This is a genomic window from Shimia sp. FJ5 (assembly GCF_032918335.1).
GTDB lineage: Bacteria > Pseudomonadota > Alphaproteobacteria > Rhodobacterales > Rhodobacteraceae > Shimia > Shimia aestuarii_A.
Window position 1 is genome coordinate 176,203 of record NZ_JAWJUV010000001.1, and the last position, 19,181, is coordinate 195,383.

23 protein-coding genes and 1 other RNA gene are annotated in these 19,181 nt (G+C 63.2%); 11 read left to right on the forward strand and 13 right to left on the reverse strand.

The genetic code is table 11. The annotated features are described in order from the left end of the window. Positions 1–28 precede the first annotated feature (28 nt). The 3 genes from R1W01_RS00970 (at position 29) to R1W01_RS00980 (ending at position 2,450) form a co-directional block, all read left to right on the forward strand. A complete protein-coding gene (locus R1W01_RS00970) occupies positions 29–562 on the forward strand; it encodes a prolyl-tRNA synthetase associated domain-containing protein (RefSeq protein ID WP_297756475.1) in 534 nt (177 codons plus the stop codon). Positions 563–690: 128 nt separating this feature from the next. Then, entirely contained in the window at positions 691–1,572 is an 882-nt protein-coding gene (locus R1W01_RS00975; RefSeq protein ID WP_243611369.1) for a LysR family transcriptional regulator, read from the forward strand. Next, a complete protein-coding gene (locus R1W01_RS00980; protein WP_297756474.1) occupies positions 1,569–2,450 on the forward strand; it encodes a DMT family transporter in 882 nt (293 codons plus the stop codon). The genes R1W01_RS00975 and R1W01_RS00980 overlap by 4 nt, the downstream gene beginning before the upstream one ends. On the opposite strand, the gene R1W01_RS00985 is transcribed toward R1W01_RS00980, so the two are convergent. After that, positions 2,451–2,774 carry an ArsR/SmtB family transcription factor gene (locus tag R1W01_RS00985; protein WP_297756473.1) on the reverse strand — a complete coding sequence of 108 codons (324 nt, stop codon included), beginning with the start codon at positions 2,772–2,774 and terminating at the stop codon, positions 2,451–2,453. A gap of 257 nt (positions 2,775–3,031) precedes the next feature. Between R1W01_RS00985 and R1W01_RS00990 the strand changes: the two genes are divergently transcribed. The 5 genes from R1W01_RS00990 (at position 3,032) to R1W01_RS01010 (ending at position 5,610) form a co-directional block, all read left to right on the forward strand. Continuing rightward, positions 3,032–3,337: an AtpZ/AtpI family protein gene (locus tag R1W01_RS00990; RefSeq protein ID WP_279391704.1), complete on the forward strand. Its 306-nt coding sequence runs from the start codon at positions 3,032–3,034 to the stop codon at positions 3,335–3,337. 2 nt (positions 3,338–3,339) lie between these two features. Continuing rightward, entirely contained in the window at positions 3,340–4,098 is a 759-nt protein-coding gene (locus tag R1W01_RS00995; protein ID WP_243611365.1) for a F0F1 ATP synthase subunit A, read from the forward strand. An 87-nt stretch (positions 4,099–4,185) separates the two neighbouring features. Continuing rightward, positions 4,186–4,410, forward strand: coding sequence for a F0F1 ATP synthase subunit C (locus R1W01_RS01000; RefSeq protein ID WP_022572950.1), 225 nt, complete (start codon positions 4,186–4,188; stop codon positions 4,408–4,410). Between the two features lie 91 nt (positions 4,411–4,501). Next, entirely contained in the window at positions 4,502–5,047 is a 546-nt protein-coding gene (locus R1W01_RS01005) for a F0F1 ATP synthase subunit B' (protein WP_243611364.1), read from the forward strand. 5 nt (positions 5,048–5,052) lie between these two features. Next, on the forward strand, positions 5,053–5,610 hold the full coding sequence (locus R1W01_RS01010; protein ID WP_243611363.1) for a F0F1 ATP synthase subunit B: 558 nt from the start codon (positions 5,053–5,055) through the stop codon (positions 5,608–5,610). A 63-nt stretch (positions 5,611–5,673) separates the two neighbouring features. Here R1W01_RS01010 and R1W01_RS01015 read toward each other — a convergent pair whose 3' ends face one another. Next, a complete protein-coding gene (locus R1W01_RS01015) occupies positions 5,674–6,312 on the reverse strand; it encodes a ribonuclease T2 (protein ID WP_297756472.1) in 639 nt (212 codons plus the stop codon). A gap of 133 nt (positions 6,313–6,445) precedes the next feature. Here R1W01_RS01015 and R1W01_RS01020 point away from each other — a divergent pair, with 133 nt between their 5' ends. Beyond that, positions 6,446–7,204, forward strand: a complete 759-nt coding sequence (locus R1W01_RS01020; RefSeq protein ID WP_243611361.1) for a DUF1013 domain-containing protein — start codon at positions 6,446–6,448, stop codon at positions 7,202–7,204. 78 nt (positions 7,205–7,282) lie between these two features. Here the strand turns inward: R1W01_RS01020 and R1W01_RS01025 are convergent, their stop codons facing one another. The 4 genes from R1W01_RS01025 to R1W01_RS01040 all read right to left on the reverse strand — a co-directional run bounded on the left by R1W01_RS01025 (position 7,283) and on the right by R1W01_RS01040 (position 10,726). Next, complete coding sequence (locus tag R1W01_RS01025) at positions 7,283–8,578, reverse strand: calcium-binding protein (RefSeq protein WP_243611360.1); 1,296 nt, start codon at positions 8,576–8,578, stop codon at positions 7,283–7,285. A 119-nt stretch (positions 8,579–8,697) separates the two neighbouring features. After that, positions 8,698–9,288, reverse strand: coding sequence for a recombination mediator RecR (gene recR / locus R1W01_RS01030; protein ID WP_297756471.1), 591 nt, complete (start codon positions 9,286–9,288; stop codon positions 8,698–8,700). Between the two features lie 73 nt (positions 9,289–9,361). Beyond that, positions 9,362–9,706, reverse strand: a complete 345-nt coding sequence (locus R1W01_RS01035; RefSeq protein WP_317275012.1) for a YbaB/EbfC family nucleoid-associated protein — start codon at positions 9,704–9,706, stop codon at positions 9,362–9,364. A gap of 33 nt (positions 9,707–9,739) precedes the next feature. After that, entirely contained in the window at positions 9,740–10,726 is a 987-nt protein-coding gene (locus R1W01_RS01040) for a GlxA family transcriptional regulator (protein WP_297756469.1), read from the reverse strand. Between the two features lie 80 nt (positions 10,727–10,806). On the opposite strand from R1W01_RS01040, the gene R1W01_RS01045 reads away from it, so the two are divergent. Beyond that, positions 10,807–11,352 carry a cysteine hydrolase family protein gene (locus tag R1W01_RS01045; RefSeq protein ID WP_243611356.1) on the forward strand — a complete coding sequence of 182 codons (546 nt, stop codon included), beginning with the start codon at positions 10,807–10,809 and terminating at the stop codon, positions 11,350–11,352. Positions 11,353–11,369: 17 nt separating this feature from the next. Here R1W01_RS01045 and R1W01_RS01050 read toward each other — a convergent pair whose 3' ends face one another. The 3 genes from R1W01_RS01050 to R1W01_RS01060 all read right to left on the reverse strand — a co-directional run bounded on the left by R1W01_RS01050 (position 11,370) and on the right by R1W01_RS01060 (position 14,495). Next, positions 11,370–13,127 (reverse strand): DNA polymerase III subunit gamma/tau, encoded by a 1,758-nt coding sequence (locus tag R1W01_RS01050; protein ID WP_243611355.1) that lies wholly within the window; start codon positions 13,125–13,127, stop codon positions 11,370–11,372. A gap of 67 nt (positions 13,128–13,194) precedes the next feature. Then, positions 13,195–13,560, reverse strand: a complete 366-nt coding sequence (locus R1W01_RS01055) for a YidH family protein (protein WP_297756468.1) — start codon at positions 13,558–13,560, stop codon at positions 13,195–13,197. Between the two features lie 20 nt (positions 13,561–13,580). Continuing rightward, positions 13,581–14,495 (reverse strand): MBL fold metallo-hydrolase, encoded by a 915-nt coding sequence (locus R1W01_RS01060; RefSeq protein WP_297756467.1) that lies wholly within the window; start codon positions 14,493–14,495, stop codon positions 13,581–13,583. A gap of 174 nt (positions 14,496–14,669) precedes the next feature. Here R1W01_RS01060 and R1W01_RS01065 point away from each other — a divergent pair, with 174 nt between their 5' ends. Continuing rightward, entirely contained in the window at positions 14,670–15,155 is a 486-nt protein-coding gene (locus tag R1W01_RS01065) for a protein phosphatase (RefSeq protein ID WP_297756466.1), read from the forward strand. Between the two features lie 78 nt (positions 15,156–15,233). Here the strand turns inward: R1W01_RS01065 and R1W01_RS01070 are convergent, their stop codons facing one another. The 4 genes from R1W01_RS01070 to R1W01_RS01085 form a co-directional block, all read right to left on the reverse strand. Next, positions 15,234–15,773, reverse strand: coding sequence for a hypothetical protein (locus tag R1W01_RS01070; protein ID WP_297756465.1), 540 nt, complete (start codon positions 15,771–15,773; stop codon positions 15,234–15,236). A gap of 42 nt (positions 15,774–15,815) precedes the next feature. Further along, positions 15,816–16,850, reverse strand: a complete 1,035-nt coding sequence (gene rsgA, locus R1W01_RS01075) for a ribosome small subunit-dependent GTPase A (protein ID WP_297756464.1) — start codon at positions 16,848–16,850, stop codon at positions 15,816–15,818. A gap of 296 nt (positions 16,851–17,146) precedes the next feature. Beyond that, positions 17,147–17,245, reverse strand: an RNA gene (gene ffs / locus R1W01_RS01080) — signal recognition particle sRNA small type. Positions 17,246–17,288: 43 nt separating this feature from the next. Further along, positions 17,289–19,157, reverse strand: a complete 1,869-nt coding sequence (locus tag R1W01_RS01085; protein WP_297756463.1) for a bifunctional 2',3'-cyclic-nucleotide 2'-phosphodiesterase/3'-nucleotidase — start codon at positions 19,155–19,157, stop codon at positions 17,289–17,291. Between the last annotated feature and the right edge of the window lie 24 nt (positions 19,158–19,181).

Here is a 19,181-nt window from a genome sequence, read left to right on the forward strand (position 1 = left end):
GCGCCGGTTTCGGTCGAAAGGACATCAAATGGACGCCTCATCCGCTCATCAAGACAGCCTGCCGCTCTCGTCAGATGCGCTTTTGGAGCGTCTGCGGAGCTGGGGGATTGGGTTTACCTATCATGAGCATGTGCCGCTTCGGACCGTCGAAGAGGCCAAGAGCGTTGAGGCGGCGCTGGTGGAGCCGGGCGAGGTGCCGTTTCGGCTCAAGAATCTTTACCTGCGCGATCGCAAGAAGCGCAATTACCTCGTCACGCTCGAACAGGATCGCGAGATCGACCTCAAGGCGCTTGGCGCGGAGTTGGGGATTGGCGGGTTGTCCTTTGGCTCGGCGGATCGGTTGATGGAATTCCTCGGCATCCGGCCCGGCGCGGTCAGCCCGCTGGCCATGGCGACGGGCGTGGAGACCGGTGTCATCTTTTACATGGATGCGGCGGCGCGCAACGCGGATCGGATTTACATGCACCCGTTGGTCAATGATCGGACCATCGGAGTCACCCCTGAGGATTTCGAGCGGGTTCTCCAACACCTTGGTGCCGAGGTGCACTGGCTCGACCTTTAAGGGCTTTGGCCCCGGCCTTGCGGTCGTCTTCAGAGTATTTCTGCCAAGATGAAGAGCTGGTCTTTGCATTTGCGAACAGTGTCGGCATAGTTGGCGCAGGTTTGTTGGATTGCGCACAGGACGGCCACATGGACAATTGGGATGAAATCCGCACCGCTTTCCAAGTGGCGCGCATGGGGACGGTCAGCGGAGCGGCCGATGTGCTTGGCGTGCATCACGCGACGGTCATTCGCCATATCGATGCGCTTGAGGGACGGCTTGGCGTCAAGCTTTTCCAGCGTCATGCGCGGGGGTACACGCCGACAGAAGCGGGCGAAGACCTGATGCGGGTGGCCAAGGCGACAGACGATCAGTTCGGCCAGCTTGAAGGGCGTATCAAGGGGCAGGGGCGCAGCATGGAGGGCGAGTTGGTCGTGACCTCGCTCGAGACCATGGCGCCAGTCATGGTGCCGCTCTTGTCCGAGTTCCAGCAGGCGCACCCGGATATCATTGTGCGTTACCTCACCGGCACGCGGCTTTTCCGGCTTGAATATGGCGAGGCGCATGTGGCGCTGCGGGCGGGGCCTGCGCCGGAAGAGCTCGACAACGTGGTGCAGGCGCTTGGGCGCCTGCCGGTGGGGCTTTTTGCCAGCCCGGACTATATCGCGCGCCACGGAAGGCCCGAAAGCATCGAAGACCTCGCGCAGCATCGTTTCGTCGGGCCGGACGAAGAACGGTCGCGGGTGCCCTACAGCAAGTGGATGACCGCGCATGTCGCGCGGTCGCAGGTGATGTTCCGCACCATGGATTGGTACGCGACCGAGGTGGCGGTCGTGGCCGGGGCGGGGATCGGTTTCTTGCCGGTCTGGGCGCAGCGCGCGCATCCTGAGCTTGTCGAGGTGATCCCGCGCGATGAGGATTGGAGCGGGCCGCTCTGGCTCGTCACCCATGTGGACCTGCACCGCACACATAAGGTTCAGACCTTCCTCAGCTTCCTTAAGGATCGTGCCCCGGATTGGTCCATGGCATGAGTTGGCAAGGCCGCGGCCATCTGGCGATGCTTTTGTTCTCGGCGCTGGTCGCTGGGTCGTTCTCGCTCGGCTCTTTGGCGGCAAATGAGATTGCCCCTGCCGCGCTCAACGCGGTGCGGTTCCTGATTGCGGGCTGCGTGATCGGGGCGGCGGCGCTTGCGACGGGTGGGATCGGGCGCGGGGCGTTCCATGCGCCATGGCGGTATCTCGTGCTTGGGGGGCTTTTTGCGGCCTATTTCGTGCTGATGTTCGAGGGGCTCAAGACCGCGGCGCCAGTCAGCACAGCGGCGGTCTTTACCCTGACGCCGATCATGTCAGCGGGGTTCGGGTATGCGCTTCTTGGCCAGATCACGACGAAACGCATGGGGATCGCCCTCGCGATCGGGGCGCTTGGTGCGCTTTGGGTCATCTTCAAGGCCGATTGGGCGGCGTTTCTGCGGTTCCGGGTCGGGCAGGGAGAGATCTATTACTTCTGGGGCTGCGTCGCGCATGCGATCTATACGCCGATGGTGCGCAAGCTGAACCGAGGGGAGCGGCCCGTGGTGTTCACCTTCGGGATGCTGATCGCGGGATTCGTGATCCTGACGATCTATGGCTGGTCCGATATCCGTGCGACGGACTGGGCAGGATTGCCGGGGATCGTGTGGATCACGGTGGTCTATCTCGCCATCTTTGCCAGCGCGGCGACCTTCGTGTTGTTGCAGTTCTCGGTGCTGCACCTGCCGAGTGCCAAGGTCATGGCCTATACCTATCTGGTGCCAAGCTGGGTCATTGGCTGGGAGATCATCTTGGGCCACGGGGCGCCGGGCGGTATGATCCTTGTCGGTGTGGCGCTCACGGTGGTGTCGCTGTTGCTTCTGCTCAGGAACGAGCATTAGTCAGTCGCCGAGTTCGACCTTCAGGAACTTTTCGAAATCGTCGAGGTCGACAGGGTCGAACTGACCGAAACTCTGCATCCACACGCTGGCGGCGCGCAGGGCGTCCGGTTCCAGCTTGCACCATTTGACGCGGCCGCGTTTGTCCTGCGAGATGAGGCCGGCGCGGGTCAGGATCGTCAGGTGCTTGGAGATCGCGGCAAGGGAGATGTCGAACGGCTCGGCCACGTCGGTCACGGCCATATCGTCCTCGAGCAGCATCGACAGGATCGCGCGCCGTGTCGGATCGGCAAGGGCGGCAAAGACGGTGTCGAGCGTATCGGTCATGCCCCCATAAACCCGGCCCCCCGATTATCGTCAACCATTTGGTTGAATATGGTGTTTTGGCGGAATCCGGGGGATGGCGGGGTGCGGCAGACTCTGCCTTGCTCTTCTTCTCTGTGAAAATACTCAATATAACAATGGTTTAGGGGTGTTTCTCCGTTGCCGCTAACGGCATTGACTCGGGGGGCGCTGCGCCGTAGCTATGCCGCAACGTCCAAACGGGGAATTTGCGTGTGACCGATCCCGAAACCCAAGAGCGTATGACGCACCTGGAAAAGCGGATCGAGGCGGCCAAACGGGCCCAAGACCCCAAGCCTCGCGCGGACGAGCACTATTCGGCGGCCAACCTGGCCTGGCGCATGGTGATTGAATTGGTCGCCGGTCTCGGGATCGGCTTTGGCATCGGATACGGGCTTGACCTGTTGTTGGGAACCATCCCGATATTCCTGGTGCTGTTTACAATGTTGGGTCTCGCGGCCGGTATCAAGACGATGCTGCGCAGCGCCAAGGAGATCCAAGAGGACACAGAAGCCGCCGAGGCGGCGGAGAGAGACGAGAGGGACTAAACGTGGCAAGCGAAGCACACGGCGCCGAAGAGGGCGGTCTGGTTTTCCACCCGATGGATCAGTTCATCGTGAAGCCGCTTTTCGGCGGAGACACGATTGAGTGGTACACCGTGACCAACGTCACCCTGTGGATGGCGCTCGCCGTGGTCGGCATTATCGCCATGATGGTGCTCGGCACGCGTCGCCGCGCGATGGTTCCGAACCGCACCCAGTCGATCGGTGAGCTTGCCTACGGCTTTGTCTACAAGATGGTCGAGGATGTCGCCGGTAAGGACGCGGTCAAGTTCTTCCCCTACATCATGACCCTCTTCATGTTCATCGTGTTCGCCAACTTCCTTGGCCTGATCCCGATGTCCTTCACCACCACCTCGCATTTCGCGGTCACCGTGGTGCTTGCGCTTCTGGTATTCCTCACCGTGACCATCGTCGGGTTCGTGAAGAACGGCGCGGGCTTCCTCGGCCTGTTCTGGGTCTCGAGCGCGCCGCTTGCGCTGCGTCCGATCCTCGCGATCATCGAGCTGATTTCTTACTTCGTGCGCCCCGTGAGCCACAGCATTCGTCTTGCTGGCAACGTCATGGCGGGCCACGCGGTGATCAAGGTTTTCGCAGGCTTCGCCGCGATTGCCGTCGTGTCGCCGGTGTCTGTCGTCGCGATCACCGCGATGTACGGTCTCGAAGTTCTCGTGGCCTTCATTCAGGCCTACGTCTTTACCATTCTGACCTGTGTTTATCTGAAGGACGCACTGCATCCGTCGCACTAAGGGCGGTGGGCGCATAGCCCATCCTCCCGACACAGGTTCGATCCGAACACTTCTCATTCCAACTTCCAATCGTAAGGAGATACACCCATGGAAGGTCAACTCGCACACATCGGCGCAGGTCTCGCAGCAATCGGTTCCGGCGCAGCCGCTATCGGTGTTGGTAACGTTGCAGGCAACTACCTCGCAGGCGCTCTGCGTAACCCGTCGGCAGCTGCTTCGCAGACCGCCACCCTCTTCATCGGTATCGCATTCGCAGAAGCACTGGGCATCTTCTCGTTCCTCGTTGCTCTGCTGCTGATGTTCGCCGTCTAATCCGAACGGAACCATCCTTACGTGCGGGCGCGGGCGCGCCCTAAGGCAAGCGCCCCGCCCGTAATCTAACGGAAGTTCCCAGGAGGACGACATGGCGACTGAAACCCACGAAGCCGCAGGCCACGCCGCAGATGCCGCCGCATCCGCGCCGGGCATGCCGCAGCTCGATTTCTCGAACTGGGGCAACCAGATTTTCTGGCTTTTGGTCACGCTCGTCGTGATCTACTTCGTCCTGTCGCGCATCGCGCTTCCGCGCATCGCGAACGTGCTGGCCGAGCGCCAGGGGACCATCACGAATGATATCGCCGCAGCTGAAGAGCTGAAGGCGAAAGCCGTCGAAGCGGAAGAGGCCTATAACAAGGCACTCGCAGATGCCCGTGCAGAAGCACAGCGCATCGTCGCAGAGGCAAAGGCCGAGATTCAGGTCGATCTCGATGCAGCCACCGCCAAGGCGGATGCCGAGATTGCCGCAAAGGCTGCCGAGTCGGAGAAGGCGATTGCCGAGATCCGCGCCGGTGCCCTTGAAAGCGTGAAGGTCGTTGCGACCGAGACCGCGGCAGAAATCGTTGCTGCCCTTGGTGGTAGCGCGGATGACAAAGCGATCGCCGACGCGATCGGCACACGTGTGAAGGGGTAAGGACCATGCGCAAACTTGCTACTCTCCTCGCCCTCGGTGCCGCGAGCCCGGCATTCGCCGCGAGCGGCCCGTTCTTCTCGCTGCACAACACGAACTTCATCGTGCTGCTGGCCTTCATCCTGTTCATCGCGGTCCTGTTCTATTTCAAGGTGCCCTCGATGCTTGGCGGGATGCTCGACAAGCGCGCGGAAGGCATCCAATCGGAGCTCGACGAAGCCCGCGCCCTGCGCGAAGAAGCTCAGACCCTGCTCGCCTCTTATGAGCGCAAGCAGAAAGAGGTTCAGGAACAGGCTGACCGCATCGTCGAACACGCGAAAGCCGAAGCGACCACCGCGGCGGAACTCGCCAAGGAAGAGCTGAAGGCGTCGATCGCCCGCCGGATGGCGGCTGCGGAAGACCAGATCGCATCGGCTCAGGCCTCTGCTGTCAAGGAAGTGCGCGACCAGGCCGTGACCGTGGCCGTTGGCGCGGCGAAGGACGTGATCGCGGCACAGATGACTGCTGCCCAGGGCAACAAGCTCATCGAAGACGCGATTGCCGAAGTGGACGCGAAGCTACACTAAGCTTGTCCGCACGGACGAATTGAGAAACCCGGCCCATGCGGCCGGGTTTTTCGTTTTGGGAGGTCAGCGCACCGGGTCGAGGCGGGCGTCTTTGAGGGAGCAATCGCGCACCGTGTCCTGGCCGCAGGGGACGGGATCGAGCGACTTGGAGAGGCAGATGCGCGCCTCTTGGATGTGGCCATCGCGGCAGGTGATGGTGATCATGTCCGGTTCAAGCGCGGGGTTTGCCTTGAGGAAGGCCTGTTCCACCACTGTGGCGGGGAGGGTCACGGGCTTGGTCAGTTTGCGGAACACCTCGGGCCGGTTGACGCCTTCGTAGGCGCGGCGGGCTAGGGCGTAGTAGTCCTCGGCAGAGAGGCCCGAGCAGCGGCCATGTTTCTTCCATTGATACCATGCGAGGCCGGAGGTCCCCATGATGTCGGCCATGTCCTCGGTCAGGCCACGGGGCGGATTGCGTTCGATGGTGTTGCAGTAGGAGGGCCAACCGCGATGGAACTGGGGCCAGAGCCCGTGCAGCACCCAGCCGAAGTCCTCGCGCTCGTGGCATTGGGGTGAGTTGCGCGCATCGCCCTCAAGGGCGCACCATGAGGGCGACCAGCTGAGCGACAGGACATAGTAGTCAAACGCACCCGCGCGTTCGCCCTCTGCCATGAGCGGAGCGGCGCTTAGGCAGGCCAAGGCGAGGGATTTCACAAGTCGCATTCAACTCTTTCCTTATTGATCCGATGTCACTATATAGGCCGCAAGTTCCCCGACAACGGAAACCCGCACCGCGCAAATCGGTGCCGCCTGCAAAGTCAGGCATCGGGGAAGATATGCGTTAAGGAGACACGATATGAGCAAACTGCTGCACCCGAAGGCGACCGCTGTCTGGCTCGTGGACAACACGACGATCAGCTTTAAGCAGATCGCGGATTTCGTTGGTATGCATGAGCTTGAGATTCAGGGCATCGCCGATGGCGACGTGGCTGGCGGCGTAAAGGGGTTTGACCCGATCGCCAACAACCAGCTGACGCAGGACGACATCGACAAGGCGCAGGGTGACCCGCTGTTCAAGCTCAAGGTCAAGTTCAACGCCGCCGCGAGCGGCGAAGAGAAGCGCCGTGGCCCGCGCTATACGCCGCTCTCGAAACGTCAGGACCGCCCGAATTCGATCCTGTGGCTGGTGAAGTTCCACCCCGAGCTTTCGGACGGTCAGATTTCCAAGCTCGTCGGCACCACCAAGCCGACGATCCAGTCGATCCGCAACCGCGAGCATTGGAACATTGCCAACATGCAGCCGATCGACCCGGTTGCGCTTGGCCTGTGTAAGCAGAGCGAGCTTGACGCCGCTGTACAGAAGGCCGCGGAGAAGCGCGCCGCTGAGGGCGAAGTGATGAGCGATGACGAGCGCCGCAAGCTGGTGTCGACCGAGCAGTCTCTGGAAATGGATGCCGAGCCGAAGATGCCGACGGCGATCGAGGGTCTTGAGACCTTCACTCTTGGCAATGATGACTCGGAAGAAGACGAGAAAGACGATGGCGCCTACGCCGATGCCGACAGCTTCTTTAACCTGCCGGACAGCGACGACGACGATGAGGACGAACAGCCCTGATCGCGCAAGGTGCTTCGGAGACATAAGAAAGGCCCGCCGCTTGGCGGGCCTTTTTGGTTTCACCTGTCTGTGCGGCGTTCAGAGCTGTGCTTCGATCTCGGCACGTAATGCGAGCGTGTCGGTCACGCCTTCGACGAGGATCGTCGCGCCAGAGACAAGGGTGATCAACGTGTCGGTGCCATTGGCGAGCGTATAGGTCGTGTCCTCGGCGTCATAGCCGTCATACATCTCGATAATATCGACCCCGAGTTCGTAATCGGTGATGACGTTGTCATCGCTGGACAGGTCATTGCGGAACCTGAAGACGTCCGCCCCTTCACCACCAGCCAGAGTATCGCTGCCGCTGCCGCCGCTGAGCGTATCGTCGCCCGCGCCGCCATAGAGCTCGTCGTCGCCAACGCCGCCCCGCAGCTTGTCGTTGCCATCTTCGCCGTAGAAGGAGTCGTCGCCCCCACGACCGTTGATGATGTCGCGACCATCGCCACCAAAGACCGTGTCATTGCCCGCAGGCCCGGTTTCGGGACTGTCGTAGAAGACGTCGCGCGCGCCCCCTCCGAGGTTGACGAGGTCGGCACCGTCGCCGCCATAGACCGTGTCATTGCCTTTCTGACCGCGGATCAGGTCATCGCCGTCACCACCATAGATCAGATCGCCATGTTTGCCGCCCGAGATGTCGTCTCTTCCTTCGCCACCGCGCAGAACGTCATGGCCGATGCCACCAGTGATATAGTCCCCCCCCTGATTGCCGGAGATCGTGTCGTTGCCGAGGCCGCCGATCAACGTATCATTGCCTGCAGTGCCTTTGATCAGGTCTTCTTGAATGATGTCTTCATGGTCGAGCACGCTATGCAGCTCAATGACGTCGCCGGGTTGGTAGCCTGGAGGTGCATAGGGCAAGACGGTGTCTAGACCATCGAGGAAGCTGCCGAGGTCAGCATAGTTCTCGAATGGCGGGATATTGTCGCCAGCCAATTGGATGACCAGCGTCGCGCTATCGGCGGTCATCTCCTCGAGATCTTCCCATTCCCATGTGATCGCCAGAATGGCCGCAGACTTGGAGCCTTCATTGGTCCAGTAGAGGCTTGAGACAGTGGCATCGCTAAAGTCTGAATCGAGCAGCTTGATGTAGTCCTCGCCGCCGGGAAGCGCGATCGCATAGGGCATGCCAAAGCCCGTCAGGAGCGCCTCCATTTCGTTTTCTTCGGTAACGCCGAGGCTCGTGTAGCTGAAAGAGTCAGAGTTTTCGCTTGCCACCAGAGCGAGATCGCCTTGGTAGATTTCGCCAAAACTGACCTCCCAAGTTTGTTCCCCGCCATCGTCCACGATGTCGTAACGTTCGTGAATGAGCATACTATCGAAAACATATGTCGTCATTTCATCCCTCCGATTTCAGCGCGTCCGAGGGATATGGTAAGGAATGAAATGCGCCGGAAACAGCGACTAGATCAAGTGACCCTCCAGTGCGGGAATGTGTCGCAACTGGTCGAGTGAGATCAGAGGGATTTGCGGGCCGAGAGGGCCGCGGAAATCGTCCCTTCGTCGAGGTAGTCCAACTCGCCACCGATGGGCACACCCTGGGCCAGCGAGGTCAGGCGGACCCGATCCTCGAGTTGGTCGGCGATATAATGCGCGGTGGTCTGGCCATCGACCGTCGCGTTGAGCGCGAGGATCACCTCGGTGACACCCTCAGCCTCGATCCGGTCGATCAGGCGGGGAATGGCGAGGTCCTCGGGGCCGATGCCGTCCAGCGCCGAGAGCGTGCCGCCAAGAACATGGTAGCGTCCCTTGAACACGCCCGCGCGTTCCATCGCCCAGAGATCGGCCACATCCTCGACCACGCAGATCTCGCCCGTGGCACGTTTCTCGGAGGCGCAGATGTCGCAGATGTCAGAGGTGCCGACATTGCCGCAATTGAGGCATTCACGCGCAGTCACGGCGACCTGTTGCATGGCATCGGCCAAGGGGGTCAGCAGAAGGGCGCGTTTGCGGATCAGGTGTAGCACGGCGCGGCGGGCAGAGCGCGGGCCAAGGCCCGGCAATTTCGCCATTAGGTCGATCAGGGTATCGATCTCGTTGCCGCTCATGTGCTGCCCTTGGTGGGGGGCGGCGCCGGGGCGGCACCGCCGGTTCTTTGAGTATTTTTACAGAGAAGAAGCCTTAGAAGGGCATCTTGAAATCGGAAGGCAGGCCAAAGCTATCGGTCAACGCCTTCATCTCGGATTGGGACTTCTCGGAGGCCTTGGCCTGAGCGTCCTTGATCGCGGCGAGGATCAGGTCTTCGACCACTTCCTTGTCGTCGCCGTTGAAGATCGACGGGTCGATGTCGAGGCCTTTGAGTTCGCCCTTGGCGGTCGCAGTGGCCTTGACGAGGCCGGCGCCGGATTCGCCGGTCACGGTCATGGTTTCAAGCTCTTCCTGAAGCGAGGTCACCTTGGCCTGCATCTCCTGCGCTTGTTTCATCATCTTGGCCATATCGCCAAGCTGGCCCAGTCCTTTGAGCATGTGTTGTCTCCTGACAGCGGATTGCGTTCTGGTCTAGATACGGGGCGCAGGCCTTTCAGGCAAGGGGGAGGGCGGCTGGGATCCCGGCAAGGATGCAGGCGCCGACATGCGAAAACGCTTGCGATAGGCGCCGGGGGTCAGGCCGGTGATTTCGCGGAAGGCGCGAGCAAAGGCGGCGCTATCGTGATAGCCGACGGACCAGGCGACTGTGGCGATGTTTTCACTGCTGCGTTCCAGCCTGCCGCGGGCTTTTTCGATGCGCAGGGCCTTTAGGTAGGAGGCCGGGGCGAGGCCGGTGGCGGTGTGGAAGCGACGTTGAAAGGTGCGTAGGCTGAGGCCTGAGGTCTCGGCAAGGTCGCGCAGGGGCAGGGCGGCGGCATGATCCCTGTCCATGCGCCGTTGGCTGCGCAGGACGGCGGCGTCGCCGTGGGTTCGGTTGGGGCGAAACGTGGCGTAGTGGCGTTGTTCGCGTCCCGCAGGATCAATCAGCAAATGGCGCGCCAGACGTGACACCATATCGGGGCCGCACCAATGGCCAGTGAGGAACAGTCCAAGATCCAGCCACGCCATCAGTCCGCCGGCGGTCACCACGTCGAGATCGTTGATCAGGATGTGGTCCGGTCGCAGGTCTACATCCGGATAGGTCGCGCGAAACCGATCCTCAAGCGCCCAGTGGGTTGTGGCCGGGCGCCCTGAGAGCAGCCCCGCCTCGGCCAACCAGAACGCCCCGGCGCAGACCGAACAGGCCATCGCGCCGCGGTCGTGTTGGCCGCGAATCCACGCAAGCAGCGGGTCGTCCGGCGCAGGGAAGGTGCCTTGGATCGAGGGCGGTAGCAGGATGGCATCGAACACCCTTGCGGGCAGGGCATCGGGAGAGACGATTGTCGCGCTCAGCGTTGGGACCGGGCCATCGGCAAGGCGCGGCAGCAGGGCGAAGAGATCGGCCAGCCCAAGGAGGGCAGATTGTTGGGCACCGGGGAAGTCGACAATGGCAAGGCGGATATATGGCATTTTCTGCATGATCTTTGTCATACGTGCCAATGGGGCGGCGTGGCAAGGGCAGGTAGTTTGGGAGTCGCAACAATGCAGAGGACAAAATGATGACCAAGACAGCGCTTATCCTTGTGGATATTCAGAACGATTACTTTGACGGTGGTCTGTGGCCCGTTTCGCAGATGGATACTGTGGCCCAGAATGCCGCACAGTTGTTGGCGCGGGCACGGCAGGTAGGCGATTTGGTGGTGCATATCCGCCATGAAGCCAGCCCGCAGGCGCCGTTTTTTCGGCCCGGCACAGTAGGCGCGGAGATTCATCCCAGCGTCGCACCGCAGGCGGGGGAGGCGGTGGTCACCAAGGCCCGGCCGAACAGCTTTCACGCAACGGATTTACAGGCGCGTTTGTCTGCGGCGGGGATCGAAGAGGTGGTGATCTGTGGGGCGATGAGCCAGATGTGCATTGACGCTACGGCTCGGGCGGCGGCAGATTTTGGCTATGCTGTGACGGTTGCAGCGGATGCTTGCGGTGCAAAGGAGACGCAATTTGGCGAGGTCAGTGTGGCTGCAGATCAGGTCCACGCGGCCTATATGGCATCGCTGGGTATGAGCTATGGCAGGGTGCTTGGCACGCAGGATATCCTAGCGGACTAGGGGCAGAGTCTTTGGGCTCACTCCTCCTCGAACGGATCCCATTCATCCTCGACTTCGGGAAGCGCCTCGGCCTCGGCCTGGGCGGTGATCTCCTTGCGGGTCTTGATGTCGGTGATCTTGGCCTTTGGAAAGGCGCTCAGGACGGCCTGCACCATCGGATGGGCGCGGGCTTCTTGTTCTAGGGCGTTCTGGGCGGCGTTGCGCTTTTCGACGATGGTCTCGCCGCCGCCCGCATTGGCGATGCTGACGGCCCAGCGGTTGCCGGTCCAGTGCTGCAGCCGCGCGCCGAGACGTTGGGCGAGGTCGGAAGGGGCGTTGTCGGTCGGTTGAAACTCGATCCGGCCGGGACGGTAGGAAACGAGGCGCAGGTCGGCTTCGACATCCATCAGGAGCTTGGCGTCGCGGTTGTCGCGGATCAGTTCGAGCACGTGGTCGAAGGTCGCGTAGCGGGCGAGCGCATGTTCGGCGTCCTGTGCCAGTGCTGTGACCGGGCCACCTGAGGCGCCAGAGGTCCGCGACGTGCCATAGGCCGTCGCGCCACCGCCGCCGCCGGAGGGCGCGGCGCCACCACCGCCCGGGCCACCGGACGGCGGCATGGGGGGCGGAACGGGCATGTCCTGAAGCTTGCGCACGAGGTCTTCGGGGCTCGGTAGGTCAGCGACGTGGGTCAGACGGATCACGGCCATCTCTGCGGCCATCATGGCGTTGGGCGCGGCGGCGACCTCTTCGAGCGCCTTGAGGAGCATCTGCCACATGCGGGTCAGGACGCGCATCGGCAGTTTCTCGGCCATCTCGGCGCCGCGGGTGCGCTCATAGGGGCTTATCGTGGGATCGTCGGCGGCGTCGGGCGTCACCTTCACAACGCTGATCCAATGGGTGATCTCGGCGAGGTCGCGCAGCACGGCCATGGGATCGGCCCCGTCTGCATATTGCCCGGAGAGCTCGCCAAGGGCGGCAGCGGTGTCGCCGCGCAGGATCATGTCGAAGAGATCAAGCACGCGCCCTCGGTCGGCGAGGCCCAGCATGGCGCGCACCTGATCGGCGGTCGTCTCGCCCGCGCCGTGGGAAATCGCCTGATCGAGAAGCGAGGTCGCATCGCGGGCCGAGCCTTCGGCGGCGCGGGTGATGAGGGCGAGGGCGTCGTCCGTGATTTCGGCGCTTTCGGCGGTCGCGATCTTGCGCAGGAGGGCGATCTGATCCTCGGGCTCGATGCGGCGCAGGTCGAACCGCTGACAGCGCGACAGGACCGTCACTGGCACCTTGCGAATCTCGGTTGTGGCGAAGATGAACTTCACATGCGCGGGCGGTTCCTCGAGCGTCTTCAACAGAGCGTTGAAGGCCGAGGTCGAGAGCATGTGCACCTCGTCGATGATGTAAATCTTGTAGCGCGCAGACGCGGCGCGGTAGTGGACCGAGTCGATGATCTCGCGGATATCACCAACACCCGTGCGCGAGGCGGCGTCCATCTCCATCACGTCGACATGGCGGCCTTCCATGATGGCAGTGCAGTGTTCGCATTGCCCGCAAGGCTCGGTTGTGGGGCCGCCCTCACCATCGGGGCCGATACAGTTCATCCCCTTGGCGATGATGCGCGCGGTCGTGGTTTTGCCGGTGCCGCGGATGCCCGTCATGATGAAGGCCTGCGCGATGCGGTCGGCCTCGAAGGCGTTTTTCAGTGTGCGCACCATGGCGTCCTGCCCGACGAGATCGGCGAAGGTCTCGGGGCGGTATTTGCGGGCGAGAACCTGATAGCCTTTCTCGGGGGTGTCGGTCATGGAGAGCCTTTGCACAGGAATCGGCAGAACAGTCAGAGGTTACGGTCAGGAGAGGCCAAGGTCCACCTCAGAGCGCCCATAATATGGCACCTGTTCCGAGGGTGGCGAGGTTCATAAGAGTGGCGAGGCGGGTAAAGCCGCGGGTGGGCATGGGTTCGGAGTCCTCGTCCTGTAAGCGTCGCAGGGTGCGGCAGGCCTGCCGGCGGGCCGACCAGAAGATCACAAGAGCCACCAATAGGAAAAGCGAGGCCACCGCCTTGGCCGCCCAGGTGGGATCAAACTCGCCGAACACCGCCTTGAGACCAACGGCGACACCTACCGCGCCGAGCCCAGTGCCCATCCAAGCTGAGAAGGTGCGTTCATTGGCCATGATGGTGCGGTCTTCGGCCCAGCGGGTCCGGGTTTCGGCGGCGTCTTCGGTTTTGTCGCTCATGGGGTCATCCTAGCGGGAAATCACTCCCATTCCATCTGAGAAAACACTTCCTGGGCATTGCGGCGGGCGAGTTGGTCGAATTGCTCGAGATATGCGAAGGCGGATTGGTCCACTTCGACAGCGCCAAGGATGTCGCCGCCGTTGTCGATATGCTCGGCCATCTGGGTGCGCAGGTTGACGAGATAGTCATAGGTATCGCGCGTCGCCGTGGCAAGATCGGTGGCCGGGCCGTGGCCGGGGACGATCACCTCGGGATCATGGTCTGCCATGGCCTCGAAGCTCTCGATCCATTCGCGGGAGGAAGAGAAGTCCATCACGCCGAGGATGCGCTCGACATAGACGAGGTCGCCGGTAAACATGACGCCGCTTTCGGGCAGCCAGACATAGCTTTCGCCGGGGGTATGAGCGGCGCCGGGGTGGCGGATTTCGAGGCTGCGCCCGCCGAGGGTCAGGTCGTATTCCGTCTCAAACGTCACATTGGCATGGGCGGGTTTGGTGCCCGCCAACGCATCCTTCAGGAGCGCCGAGAGCATGGTTTGCTGCATCGAGGCGCGGGCCTTCTGATCGGCGATGGCATCCTCGGAAGCGATGATCGTGGCGCCTTGATCTTGCCAATAGCTGTTGCCGATCCAGCGGTGGTCCTGACCCCCGGTGTTGATAACGTGGACCACCTCTTTGTCGGTGACGGATTTGATGGCGGCATGCAGGGCCTCGGCGCCTTTGTAGCTGCCGCCTGCGTCGATGAGGATGGCGCCTTCGGAGGTGACGACGAGGCCGAAAGTGGCATTGTTTCCAAGGTTTTCCGGGTTGCGTTGCTCCTTTGGGCCGACGATGGCGTAGGTGTCGGGCGCGACCTCGGTGACTTGCAACGGGTCGGCAGTGGCGGGCAGCGCGAGAGCCAGAAGGGCGGCGAGCGCGGTCAGAATGCGGGTCATGGGGTCTCCTCCGGATGATCGCGCGACCGTATCGGGCAGGCCCGGGCCTGTCACGGGATGAAACGCCGCATGGGTCTTGGTGTGACGGCGGCATTCGCGCTATGAACATAGGGCTAGAACGAGGAGACAGATCATGCGGGTCAGCCAAGCGCGACGCGCCACGCGGGCGCAGCGATGAGCTTTGCGATCGCGGCGCTAGAGGCCGGATCGGGGCGGATCGGCATCTGTCCCGCGCCGGGGCGGTTCGGAGATTATGCAAGTGATTTCAAAGAGATCCTTGCGTGGGGGCCGCGCCTTGTCCTGAGTATGACCGAGACGCCGGAACTTGGCCGTGTCGGCGCGGCGGGGTTCGCAGATGACCTTGCCATGGCAGGGATCGGGCGCATTCACCTGCCGATCCGAGACTTTGGTGCGCCAATGGGGCAGACGGCCTGTCTTTGGCCGGAGAGTGCAGGCCGCGCGAGGGCGGTTCTGGCGCAGGGCGGCGGCGTCCTTGTGCATTGCTTTGGCGGGTGCGGGCGGTCGGGGATGGCGGTGATGCGGCTCCTCGTTGAGATGGGAGAGGAGCCGGAGGCGGCGCTGGCGCGTTTACGGGCCGTGCGGCCTTGCGCGGTGGAGACGGAGGCGCAGGCGGATTGGTCCTCTAACACATTGGGTTAACGTGAAAAATTCGTATCTGTATCGCGTCGGTATTACGTCGGTATTGCGTCCGTGTGAAATGAGGCAGCGCGGTTTTCGTTAACCTTTCGCGCCAGAGTGTTTCGCGACCTGATAGACCGAGCCATGCCATGCGACGACAGCAGAGGGCAGGGTGATCAAGCCATATTGCCACGACACATCCTCGAGGCCGATGTCAAAGCCATACATCTCGAGCGCGATGGCAAGAGACTCAATCGTCACCAGGAAGAGGATCAAGGCGGCGGTGCGGCCGAGCCGAAGCGCCCAGACCGTCAGAAGCAAAACAGCGCCGCCGGGCAGGGCGAGGGCCAGCACGAACAGGAAACTTATGGCCGCGATATGGAGGGATTCGAGGCCGATGTGGCGGGCGAAGATGGCGACGAGGGCCGTATGCAGGACTGCGGCGCAAGCGGCGGTCTGGAGCGCGGTAGGAAAGAGGCGGCGGGCATAGGCTTTGAACGGTGTCATGTCATCGCCGGTCGGGGACATAGAGGGCTTGCGTGCGCCACGATATGCGGCGCAGCGCAGAGGGTAGTTCAGGCCAAGGCAGTTGCCCAGCGTGTTCTTGCGGGGGAAATGATTTGGAAATCGCTTGGCCAAGGGTTCTGGAAAACCCTTGGCGCGGGCTGAGACGTGGGTGCCTCAGCCTTTGCGATTGTGTTTCTCGGCCATGACCCGGCGGACCATCTTGCCGAACGCCTTGTCGCGGGCGCGGGCCTCGTGGAGGGTCGCACTATTGTGGGCGTCCTCGCGGCGCAGTTTCCGCCAGCGGTGCAGGCGATCCGCCGAGAGCGCGCCCGAGGCGATGGCGTCCTGCACGGCGCAGCCCGGTTCGGTCTCGTGGCGACAATCGGAGAAACGACAGGATCGGGCCAGCGTGTCGATATCGTCGAACACGGCGTCGATCCCTTCGGCGGCGTCCGTCAGGCGCAGGGCGCGCATGCCGGGCGTGTCGATGAGCCAACCACCAAAACGGGTTTGGTAGAGGCCGCGCGATGTTGTCGTGTGGCGGCCTTTGGCGTCGTCTTCGCGAATGCCTTGGGTGGCAAGGGCCTCGGTCGTCAGGGCGTTGGTCAGGGTCGACTTGCCGACGCCCGACGAGCCGACAAGCGCGAGGGTTTGCCCGGTGCGGCACCACGGCGCAAGCATCTCGGTCTCGAGCGGATCGGTGGCGTTGAGGGCGAGGGCCGTGACCAGCGGCGAAAGGCGTTCGGCCCGGCGCGCAAACGCGCGGGGATCGTCGCAGAGATCGGCCTTGGTCAGGATGACCAGCGGCAGACTTCCGGCGCTTGCCGCCAATGCAAGAAAGCGTTCGAGACGCGCCTCGTTGAAATCGGCATTGCAGGAGGTGACGATGCCGAGCGTATCGACATTGGCGGCGATGAGCTGTGCTTCGGCACCGGTGCCGGCGGCGCGGCGGGTGAGCGCGGTTTGCCGGGAGAGCGTCCGCGCAATGCGCGTGCCGTCCGGTGTTGTCACGACCCAGTCGCCCACCGCATAGGCGGCGGTGGTCCTGTCCGGGGCGGGCAGGAGGGTCTGGGGGCCGGTTTGCGAGAGGGCAAAGAGGCGGTCGCGGGCGACGGAGGTGATCCGGGCCACGTTGGAGAGGTCTTCGGCGGTGGTTTGCGCGCGGAAGGGGGCCGACCATCCGAGGTCGGTCAGGGAATATTCAGTCAATGGATTGGTCCCGATACGAAATGAGTCACGGCATGGCGGCGCGGGGCGCGGCAATGCGGTTCAAAACGGTCGGGCGGTGGCTATCCTACTTAGACAGCGACGGCCCGGAAGGGTGCTACAATCGTCATGTATCCTCCGGGTGTTTAGATGGGCGCCCTTTCGGCAGGGTTTGCAAGCAAACCCGCCTATCGGGCCGTCGGAACCTGCCTGCGCCAGAACCCGACGTGGCCTTTCGGCAGGGTTTGCGGGGCAAACCCGCCTATCGGCTTTCGCGCATTCCCTTCGGGACTACGCTTAGGTGAGAGGTTGGACATCGACCCAAGCGGGGCTCGTTGTGGCTGCTACCTTCCGGTCCTGACCAGGTTGGCGAGGCGCTTGCCCGCGCCAACCCCTCAAGCGCCGATATAGGGGGAGTCGGCGGCGAGTGCAAGACGGGCGTCAGGCGGGAAAATCATAGCGCAGGCGCAGGAAACCTGTCTCGGTCGGGCCGAGGGCGGTCAGGCCGGGGATCGCGTCGAAATAGGTCGCTGCCGTGGGCGCGGTGTCAAGCACGCCTGCCGCGCCGGAAATCGGGGTAAAGCGCCACGGGTCGGGCCACAGACCGGGCGCGCCGCCGGTTTCGGAAATGTGGCGGGCGACGATATCACGGATTTTGGTGGTGTCTTCGTAGACCGTTTTGGCCGGGGTGGCGTTGGGAAAATAGCCGCCACCGCCCGCGCGGTAGGTGTTGACCGCGAGAAGGAGGTCGGCGTCGGGCGCGAGCGGCGCCTCATTCAGGCAGAGCGCGCGGATGCGGCGGCTTTCGGGCGCGGCGAGCGATCCATCGGCGGCAAAGCGCGCCGGGGCGGTCAGGTCGATCTCGTAGGTGAGGCCGTAGAGCGTATCGAAGTTGTAGGCCGGGATAGCCGGGTCGGTCAGCGGCTGGTCGCCATCGCCGGGGGTGATCTGGTGGAAGAACCCTGCGGCCATCTCGAGCCAGTCCGCGATCTCGGCGCCGGTCAGGCGCAGGACGGCGAGATCGTTGGGGAAATACTGTAGGTCGGTCACGTGGCTCATGGCGACGGGACCGGCGGCGACATTGGTGAAATGCCCTGGCCCGCCACGCCCTCCGGCCTTTTGCGGCGCGACGGCGGAGATCAGAGGGAGGTCGGCGAGGGGGCTGTCTTGGAAGACCGTTGCGAGGTAGGCGGCCTGAGCCTCGGCCACGAGGCGCAGTGCGTCGCAGCCGGGCAGGGGGGCGAAAAAGCTATGCAGCGGCTGCGCGAGTGTGCCGATGGGGCGACGGATCGCGGTCAGGGTGTCTTCGTGGGCGGGCGCGAGGCGCGCAAGGAGGGCGGGGTCTTCGGGCGTGTCACGCGTTGGGAGTGCGCGCGACTGGGCGTCCACCACCTGCCAGCCGGTGTCGCTTTGGGCGAGGCGCAGGTCGATACGACCAAGCGCGCCGCCTGCGGCGTTAGGCAGGACGGCGGGCACCCCGTGCAGGGTGCCGCGTGTGGCGTCGATGGCCGGGTGGTTCGGCGCGTCGGGCGCGGGAAAGCGCAGGTGGGTATGGCCAAGGATCATCGCGTCGAGGCCGGGCAGGGCGGCGATATGAAGGCCTGCGTTTTCCATGCCGGGGCGGGCGGGCGCAGTGTCGATGCCGGTATGGCAAAGGCCGATCACGAGGTCTGCACCTTGGGCGCGCAGGTCGGCGATGGCGCGGGTGGCGGCGTCGATAATGTCCTCGGAGGTCAGGGCGTCGCCAATCCGCGAATGATCCCAGAGCACGACCTGCGGCGGCAGGACGCCGAAAACACCGATGGTCAGGCGGTGTGTCACGCCATCCGTATCGGTCAGGTCGCGGGGGAGGAGGATGCTTGGCTGCCACAGGCCGCGCAGCGTGTCGGGGGCGCTTTCGGTTGGGTGCAGATTGGCAGAGAGCAGGGGAAACTGCGCGGTGGCTAGCACCGAGGCGAGCGTTTCGAGATCGAGGTTGAACTCGTGGTTGCCAAGCGCGGCAGCATCCACCCCAAGCGCGTTCATGGCGTCGATGGCGGGGTGTCGGCGCTCGTCGGAGACGGGGTGGTCGGCGAAGAGATCGGCAAGTGCCGTGCCTTGCAGGAAATCGCCATTGTCGAACAAAAGCGAATTGCGTGTCGTCGCGCGTTCGAGGGTCAGAAGCGTGGCAATCCGGGCGAGCGAGGGGGCTTCGGCGGGTTGATCGGCCGCGTAATCGTAGGACAGGAGATGACCATGCACATCGCTCGTCGCGAAGAGCGTCAGAGGGATGTGCGGCGCGTCGGGCGCGGGCGGGGAAGTCGGTCTCACGAAATCGCCTTATACGTGTGAATT

Excerpts from the sequence above, each read along its gene's own strand:
- R1W01_RS00970 (WP_297756475.1), top strand. The coding sequence starts at position 29 with ATGGACGCCTCATCCGCTCATCAAGACAGCCTGCCGCTCTCGTCAGAT.
- R1W01_RS00975 (WP_243611369.1), top strand. The coding sequence starts at position 691 with ATGGACAATTGGGATGAAATCCGCACCGCTTTCCAAGTGGCGCGCATG.
- R1W01_RS00980 (WP_297756474.1), top strand. The coding sequence starts at position 1,569 with ATGAGTTGGCAAGGCCGCGGCCATCTGGCGATGCTTTTGTTCTCGGCG.
- R1W01_RS00985 (WP_297756473.1), bottom strand. The coding sequence starts at position 2,774 with ATGACCGATACGCTCGACACCGTCTTTGCCGCCCTTGCCGATCCGACA.
- R1W01_RS00990 (WP_279391704.1), top strand. The coding sequence starts at position 3,032 with ATGACGCACCTGGAAAAGCGGATCGAGGCGGCCAAACGGGCCCAAGAC.
- R1W01_RS01000 (WP_022572950.1), top strand. The coding sequence starts at position 4,186 with ATGGAAGGTCAACTCGCACACATCGGCGCAGGTCTCGCAGCAATCGGT.
- R1W01_RS01005 (WP_243611364.1), top strand. The coding sequence starts at position 4,502 with ATGGCGACTGAAACCCACGAAGCCGCAGGCCACGCCGCAGATGCCGCC.
- R1W01_RS01010 (WP_243611363.1), top strand. The coding sequence starts at position 5,053 with ATGCGCAAACTTGCTACTCTCCTCGCCCTCGGTGCCGCGAGCCCGGCA.
- R1W01_RS01015 (WP_297756472.1), bottom strand. The coding sequence starts at position 6,312 with ATGCGACTTGTGAAATCCCTCGCCTTGGCCTGCCTAAGCGCCGCTCCG.
- R1W01_RS01020 (WP_243611361.1), top strand. The coding sequence starts at position 6,446 with ATGAGCAAACTGCTGCACCCGAAGGCGACCGCTGTCTGGCTCGTGGAC.
- R1W01_RS01025 (WP_243611360.1), bottom strand. The coding sequence starts at position 8,578 with ATGACGACATATGTTTTCGATAGTATGCTCATTCACGAACGTTACGAC.
- recR (WP_297756471.1), bottom strand. The coding sequence starts at position 9,288 with ATGAGCGGCAACGAGATCGATACCCTGATCGACCTAATGGCGAAATTG.
- R1W01_RS01035 (WP_317275012.1), bottom strand. The coding sequence starts at position 9,706 with ATGCTCAAAGGACTGGGCCAGCTTGGCGATATGGCCAAGATGATGAAA.
- R1W01_RS01040 (WP_297756469.1), bottom strand. The coding sequence starts at position 10,726 with ATGCAGAAAATGCCATATATCCGCCTTGCCATTGTCGACTTCCCCGGT.
- R1W01_RS01045 (WP_243611356.1), top strand. The coding sequence starts at position 10,807 with ATGACCAAGACAGCGCTTATCCTTGTGGATATTCAGAACGATTACTTT.
- R1W01_RS01050 (WP_243611355.1), bottom strand. The coding sequence starts at position 13,127 with ATGACCGACACCCCCGAGAAAGGCTATCAGGTTCTCGCCCGCAAATAC.
- R1W01_RS01055 (WP_297756468.1), bottom strand. The coding sequence starts at position 13,560 with ATGAGCGACAAAACCGAAGACGCCGCCGAAACCCGGACCCGCTGGGCC.
- R1W01_RS01060 (WP_297756467.1), bottom strand. The coding sequence starts at position 14,495 with ATGACCCGCATTCTGACCGCGCTCGCCGCCCTTCTGGCTCTCGCGCTG.
- R1W01_RS01065 (WP_297756466.1), top strand. The coding sequence starts at position 14,670 with ATGAGCTTTGCGATCGCGGCGCTAGAGGCCGGATCGGGGCGGATCGGC.